The organism is Kribbella sp. NPDC055110 (assembly GCF_053607525.1).
In genome coordinates this window covers 98,187-104,808 of sequence record NZ_JBSGTS010000028.1, presented here as the reverse complement: position 1 = coordinate 104,808, position 6,622 = coordinate 98,187, and the positions used below count along the sequence as shown (strand labels likewise).

Below are 6,622 nucleotides of genomic sequence, written 5' to 3'. Positions count from 1 at the left end.
CAGGGACATATACGTACTGTCGACCTGCACAAGACCCGCAGCACACACACGCCCGAGCCCAGGCGAGTGCGCCGACCAGGCCGATCAGTCCAGCCGGGACGACGGGAGCGTCTGGGGACGTTGGCTGGTCGCTTCAGGTGGGTGGCAATCCCCAGCTCGCACACCCAGACCTGGCAGCCACACCGCCCCACACATCCGTCACAAGAGCCGGATATCCCCTGCCATCCGCGCGGGTTGTGTGGGTGGTGGGTTCTAGCCTGGGGGGCGTGTTCGACTATGACGGTGAGATGCGGTTCTTGCAGGGCCGGTTTCGGGCCGCTTGTGGGGTTCGGGGCGGGGAGCGGGTGCTTGACGTTGGGTGTGGGGGTGGGCAGACGACGCGGGAGGCGGCGGCGGATGCTGGGCGGGGGCGTGTGGTTGGGGTGGATGTTTCGGAGCGGATGCTTGAGCATGCGCGGCGGCGTACGGCGTCGGAACAGGTCAGCTATCTGCTTGCGGACGCGGCGACGTACGACTTCAGGGAGACGGCGTTCGATGTGTGCATCAGCCGGTTCGGGGTGATGTTCTTCGACGATCCGGTGGGTGCGTTCGCGAACTTGCGGCGAGCGTTGCGGCCGGGTGGGCGGCTCGTCGCGATGGTGTGGCAGCCGCGCGCGGAGAACGAGTGGGCGCAGGTGATCCCGGAGACCATCGCCGGAGCCCGCGCAGCGAACGCCCGCACGGACGGCGGCACGGGCACGGCTGGGGCGGCCCGCGATAGCGGGACCCCTCCGTACGACGGGGCGATCAGCGAGAGCGAGACCTCCCCGGACAGCGGCGCGGTTCGGGAAGGCGGGGTGGGTTTCGATGAGTCGCCGTTTTCGTTTGGGGATGTGGAGGTTGTGCGGGGCGTTCTCGGGGCTGCGGGGTTTGGTGAGGTGTCGTTTGCCGGGGTGCGTGAGCGGTTGTACTACGGGTCTGATGTCGAGGCGGCGTACGAGAATGTGCTCCAGCTTCGCGAACCGCTCGCGCTGCTGGCGGAGCTGACCCCGGCCGAGGCCGAGCGGGCGCGGGGCGACTTGCGGGCGATACTCGCGGCGCACGACAGCGGCGACGGCGTGCTCTTCGACTCCGCCGCCTGGATCGTCACCGCGTGCTGACTCCTGCCTGGATCGTCACCGCGAGCTGGCCATGTAGTGAGGATCGAGTGACCGGCGTCACAGTCCACTAGTGTCGAGTCCGCCCGCGACCGCACGACGCACGGGCAGAAGCACCTCACACCACTTGAGCAAGGAGCATCAGATGCGTTCCATCATCACCACCGCGTTCATCTCCCTCGACGGCGTCGTGGACTCGCCCGGTGGCGAGGGCGGGTACCGCAACGCGGGCTGGACGTTCAAGGACGTCGCGTTCGACGAGTCGGCGTACGCGCTCAAGGGCGAGGAGCAGAACGAGGCCACCGCGCTGCTGCTCGGCCGGGTCAGCTACGAGGCGTTCGCGCCGGTCTGGCCGAAGATGACGGCGGAGTTCCCGGGCTACAACGCGATGCCGAAGTACGTCGTGTCGACCACGCTGAAGGACAGCGACCTGGTGTCGAACTGGGGCGAGACCACGATTCTCCGCTCCCTCGACGACGTCGCCGCGCTGAAGGAGACGGAGGGCGGCCCGATCATCATCAACGGCAGCGCCACCCTCAACCGCAACCTGTCGGACGCGGGCCTGATCGACCAGTACAACCTGCTCGTCTTCCCCGTCCTCCTCGGCGCCGGCAAGCGCCTGTTCAGCGACGCCGACCGCGACACGCTCAAGCTCAACCTGACCTCGAGCGAGTCGTACCCCAACGGCATCCAGAAGCTCGTGTACGCCGTGCAGCACTGAGCGCAACCAGCTTTGTCGGATCGCTGTACTACGGTTCGCGCATGGGTGTACTGGGGAGGCACGAGCGCTACATGCCCGAGGACGGGATTCTCGTGGTGCAGGATGTCCGGGGCGGGTCGTGGTACGACGACCTGACCGCGAACGATGCGCATCCGGTCGGCACGCTCGGGCGGTCGGGTCGCGGGTGGTTGTACGCGGCGGGCGGCGACGGGCCGTGCGTCGTCCGCCTGCAACTGCGCGACGACCGCCCGGCCGACGATGACCAGTGGAGCGATGTCTTCGAGACGCCGTACCTGAGTCCGAGCGGAGCCGTCAGTCTGTCAGGGCTCACGACCGGCCCCGGCGACGAACATCTGCGGTTGGGTGAGCCCGGGATGTACCGCATCCGCGCGGCTCACCGCCCGCTACCACCTACGCCCGAACCTCCCCGGGACGAGGACGATCTCAAGCCGACCGACCTCTGGCAGTTCGACTTCTGGCCGGACAGGGATCCCGCGGACCCACCGCGTTGGCTCCGCCGCCGCCGACCACCGGTACGCAGGGCCGATGCGGGATGGACGTCGTTGCTCGGGCTCGACGTACCCGAAGTCGCGAGTGTCGTCGAATGGACCGGCGCGGCCGAGGGTATGACCGTCGACGACATCATCTCCTGGGGCGTCGACCACTACCGCGGTCCCGACTGGCTCGACAAACCGTTCTACATCGGGCCGAGAGGAGAGGGCTGGCCGACCCTCGCCGACATCGCCCGGCAGGTCGGCGTACCGGAGCCGAAGGTCCGGCGTGACCTGCTGCCGCTGTACGTCGCCCTTCGGATACTGGCCTTCGACGGCACTCGGTACGTCGCTATCAAGGACAAGCCCTTGGCGCAGGACGTGCTGCAACTGCCGGATCACGTGACCGCCGCGCTTGAACTGTCCCAGGCAGTGAATCAATTCACCGGATACGCAGCGGATCTGGTGTCGGTCGTGTTCTGGGGTGGCGCCGAGCAGACGGTCGCGGCTCTCGCCGAACGCACCGTGGCCTCGGAGGACGACGTACGCCGGACTCTCCGGTACGCCGAGGATCGCAAGCTGCTCGAGGTGGAGCAACGTGGTCCGGACGAGGTTTCCTTGACGATGTGTCCGGCGGCGAGACCGAGGTAGCTCCGTGAGTATCGACGTACGGCCGGCCAGTGTCTTCGAGGGTGTCCGGGCGGTGATCGGACCGAAGTCGCCGACGGCCAACGTGTGTTTCTGCTTGAGCTATCGGATTCCGTCCAAGCTCAACAATGCGCTGCGCGGGCCGGCGCGCGGTGCGTACGTCGAGGGGCTCTGCAACGCGACGCCCGCGCCCGGTGTGCTCGCGTACGACGGGGACACGCCGGTCGGATGGGCCGCGATCGCGCCGCGTGCTGCGACGACGTTCGCCCGGAACCGGAAGATCCCGCACGTGGACGATCTGCCGGTGTGGTCGCTGTGGTGCATCCGGGTTCGCCCGGGGCACCGCGGCCAGGGGATCTCGCATGCGCTGATCGCCGGCGCCGTCGACTTCGCGCGCGACAACGGGGCGCCGGTGGTCGAGGCCTATCCGCTCGACAACGGGAACAGCAAGGTCGATCTCACGATGGCGTACGCCGGGATCCGCAAGAACTTCGAGTACGCCGGGTTCAGCAAAACCGCCGACACCACGTCGACGCTCTCCGGCCATCCCCGCGTCCTTATGCGTCTCGATCTCCGCTGAGCCAGCGCGCGGCCGCGTGGTAGATGTCGTCAGGCCTGCTGTTGAAGGCGATGGCTGCGTCCGGAGCGTGCTGCCGGGTCAGGTTGACGATTCGTTCGAACAGCTCGAGTTGCTCCTCGTTCTTCCGGATCCCGCCGCCGATCACAACGCACTCCCACGGCTGCGCGGCCAACGCCGCGCCGACCACCGCCTCGATGTCGTCGCTGCCGTCCAGTCCGACCAGGCAGGTCTGTACGCCGACACCGCGATCGGCGAAGTCCGCCATCCCGACCTGAATCGCGGTCGCGACCGGCTCCGGGTCCCACGGCCCGGGAACGCGGTACGGGTCGAGTCCGATCACCAGCACCCGCGCGTTGACGTCCATAGTCGGACACTAGAGCGTTACGGCCCTGGTCGAAAAGATGTTCAGCAGACCGTGCGTCGATGAGAATCACACTGGGGATTTTCAACGACATTTACTGGGGGCTTGTGATGTTTTCTGGAATACGCCGACTGCTCGTACTCGGAGCGGCGGCCGCGCTGGCATTTCCGGCAGGCACGTCGTACGCGGCTCAATCCGCGACCTTTACGGCCCACTAGGACGTGGTGAAGCGCTGTTCGACGGTGTCGAGGAAGCCTTCGACCTGGCGGTAGGTTTCGGAGCTGTACACGCCGATGCTGCGTTCGGTTCCGAGGGCTTCGCGCATCGCGTCGAGGTAGCGGCGCTGCAGGATCTCCATCTGTTCGCGCGTGTCCGCCTTGGTCTCACGGAGCTGCTGGCTCCCGGTGACCAGGCGCGGCACGATCCTGTCCTTCAGCGTGCTGACCACGACCGGATCGAGGGGCTCGCCGTCGACGGTCTGTTCCTCGAGCGGGCCGACCGCGTCGATCGCGGCCTCGCCGATCTGCCGCATCAGCGCCTGCACCGAGTCGCGTTTGTCCTCGCTGCTCTCCGGACGGAACCGCATCTTCGCGATCACCGCGGGCAGCGAGATCCCGAACGCCACCAGCGTGATCAGCGCGACGATGAACGCCGCGAGCACGACGGTGTCGCGGTGCGGCGTACCGGCCGGGATCGTTTGCGCGGCCGCGACCGTCACGACGCCGCGCATCCCGGCCCAGGCGAGCACCAGCAGACCGCGGCCGGTGATCGGTTCGCGCTCCTCGAAGTCCGCGTCCGCGCGGCCGCGCGCGAGCCGTTTGCGCGCCCAGGCGACGCGGTTCTCCTCACGCGCACCGGCCGGCTCCATCGAGTCCAGGTGCTCCTCGAACTGATCCAGTTGCGCCCGGACCTGCTCGGTCCGGTCGTTGCGGCCGAACCGGCTCTGCAGCGCGGGCCAGGCTAGCCCGAGGAAGCGCAGTACGACCAGCAGGCCGACCACGAGCAGGACGAGTCCGGTGATCTCGCCGAGTGTCGTCTCCGCGCGGGCGTCGTCGACGAGCTCCGGCAGCTGGTACCCCATCGCGAGGAAGACGCCACTCTCCAGGATGAAGCTGATCGTCGTCCACGTGGTCGCCTGCGTCTGCCGGTCGCGAGCGCTGAACTTCCGGCTGCCCAGCGCTCCGGTCAGCAGGCCGGCGATCACTACGGCGAGTACGCCGGACGCGTGCGCCTCCTCGGCCGGGAAGTAGGCGAGGAACGGTACGGCGAACGAGATCGTCGTGTTGAGCACCGGGTCGTCGAGGCGTTGGCGCAGTACGGCGGTCAGCAGGCCGACCGCGGCGCCGATCAGGATCGCGCCGACGACTGCCCAGGCGAAGTCGAGGGCCGTGTGGCCGAGACTGAAATGGCTCGTGACGGCGAGCGCGGCGACCGCTGTCCGCAGGACGACGAGCGCCGAGGCATCGTTGACGAGGCTCTCGCCTTCGAGCACGGTCATGAGGCGCGGCGGGAGCCCGACGCGGTGCCCGATCGCGGTCGCCGCGACCGCGTCCGTCGGGCTCACGACCGCGCCGAGTGCGGTGGCGAGCGCAAACGAGATACTCGGGAACACCGCGTGCACAAGCGCTCCGATCACCAGCGCGGACACGATCACCATCACGATCGACAACCACGAGATCAGCGCGAAGTTCCGCCGTACGTCGAGAACCGGGAGCTGGACCGCCGACGCGTAGAGCAGCGGCGGCAGGACGCCCGCGAGGATGATCTCTGGCTCGATGTGGATGGCCGGCGTACTCGGCAGGTAACTGGCCCCGATGCCCAGGGCAACGAGCAGCAGCGGCGCGGCGACGCCGGTCCGTCGCGCGAACACCGAGGCCGCGATCATGATCGCGAGCCCCGCACCGGCAATCAGAACAATCTGATGATCCACGTGACAGCACTTTAGGGCCGGTCAGCGGTGTGCCGGGGTAATGACCAGGGATTCTCACTGGTGTCACGGGGGCGCCGGAGCCGCAGAGTGGAGGTCAGTGAACGAGTCGAATTCCCTGGAGGAAGTCATGAGCACCGACCTGAAGCTGGAAGTCGTCGTCATCCCGGTCGCGGAGGCGGACCGGTCGAAGGAGTTCTACCGCGGCCTCGGCTGGCGCTTGGACGCGGATTTCGCGTTCGACAACGGGTTCCGGGTCGTCCAGTTCACCCCGCCGGGCTCCCCCGCCTCGGTCCAGTTCGGCACGCAGATCACCTCGGCAGAGCCGGGTACGGCGCAGGGTCTCTACCTGGTCGTCGGCGACGTGGAGGCGGCGCGGAACGAACTGCTGGCGCACGGCGCCAAGGTCAGCGAGGTCTTCCACCCGGCTGCTCCCGGCGCGCAGTTCGAGGCCGGCGACACCACCGGTCGCGTGACCGGGCCGGCGGACGACCGGTCGAGCTACGGGTCGTTCGCGACATTCAGTGACCCGGACGGCAACACCTGGCTGCTGCAAGAGGTCACCAAACGGCTGCCCGGCCGCGTGGACGATGCGACGTACACCTCTGTGGACGACCTCGAAGCGGCCCTCCGGCGCGCCGCGGCCGCCCACGGCGAGCACGAGGCGCGCACCGGCCAGGCCGACGAGAACTGGCCGGCCTGGTACGCCGCTTACATGGTCGCCGAGCGCACCGGCGATGAACTCCCGCAGTAGCGGA

General features: G+C 68.2%; 7 protein-coding genes. 5 read left to right on the top strand and 2 right to left on the bottom strand.

What is annotated here, in order from left to right:
• Positions 1-287: 287 nt before the first annotated feature.
• The 4 genes from ACWF0M_RS32150 (at position 288) to ACWF0M_RS32135 (ending at position 3,576) form a co-directional block, all read left to right on the top strand.
• A complete protein-coding gene (locus ACWF0M_RS32150) occupies positions 288-1,139 on the top strand; it encodes a class I SAM-dependent methyltransferase (RefSeq protein WP_452239495.1) in 852 nt (283 codons plus the stop codon).
• 142 nt (positions 1,140-1,281) lie between these two features.
• Positions 1,282-1,857, top strand: a complete 576-nt coding sequence (locus ACWF0M_RS32145) for a dihydrofolate reductase family protein (protein WP_452239494.1) — start codon at positions 1,282-1,284, stop codon at positions 1,855-1,857.
• A gap of 41 nt (positions 1,858-1,898) precedes the next feature.
• On the top strand, positions 1,899-2,999 hold the full coding sequence (locus ACWF0M_RS32140) for a DUF6042 family protein (RefSeq protein ID WP_452239493.1): 1,101 nt from the start codon (positions 1,899-1,901) through the stop codon (positions 2,997-2,999).
• Positions 3,000-3,003: 4 nt separating this feature from the next.
• Entirely contained in the window at positions 3,004-3,576 is a 573-nt protein-coding gene (locus ACWF0M_RS32135; protein ID WP_452239492.1) for a GNAT family N-acetyltransferase, read from the top strand.
• Here ACWF0M_RS32135 and ACWF0M_RS32130 read toward each other — a convergent pair.
• A complete protein-coding gene (locus ACWF0M_RS32130) occupies positions 3,554-3,940 on the bottom strand; it encodes a hypothetical protein (RefSeq protein ID WP_452239491.1) in 387 nt (128 codons plus the stop codon). The two genes, ACWF0M_RS32135 and ACWF0M_RS32130, sit on opposite strands and share 23 nt — an antisense overlap.
• Before the next feature lie 211 nt (positions 3,941-4,151).
• Entirely contained in the window at positions 4,152-5,867 is a 1,716-nt protein-coding gene (locus tag ACWF0M_RS32125; RefSeq protein ID WP_452239490.1) for a cation:proton antiporter, read from the bottom strand.
• Between the two features lie 127 nt (positions 5,868-5,994).
• Here ACWF0M_RS32125 and ACWF0M_RS32120 point away from each other — a divergent pair, with 127 nt between their 5' ends.
• Positions 5,995-6,618 (top strand): VOC family protein, encoded by a 624-nt coding sequence (locus ACWF0M_RS32120; RefSeq protein WP_452239489.1) that lies wholly within the window; start codon positions 5,995-5,997, stop codon positions 6,616-6,618.
• Positions 6,619-6,622 lie beyond the last annotated feature (4 nt).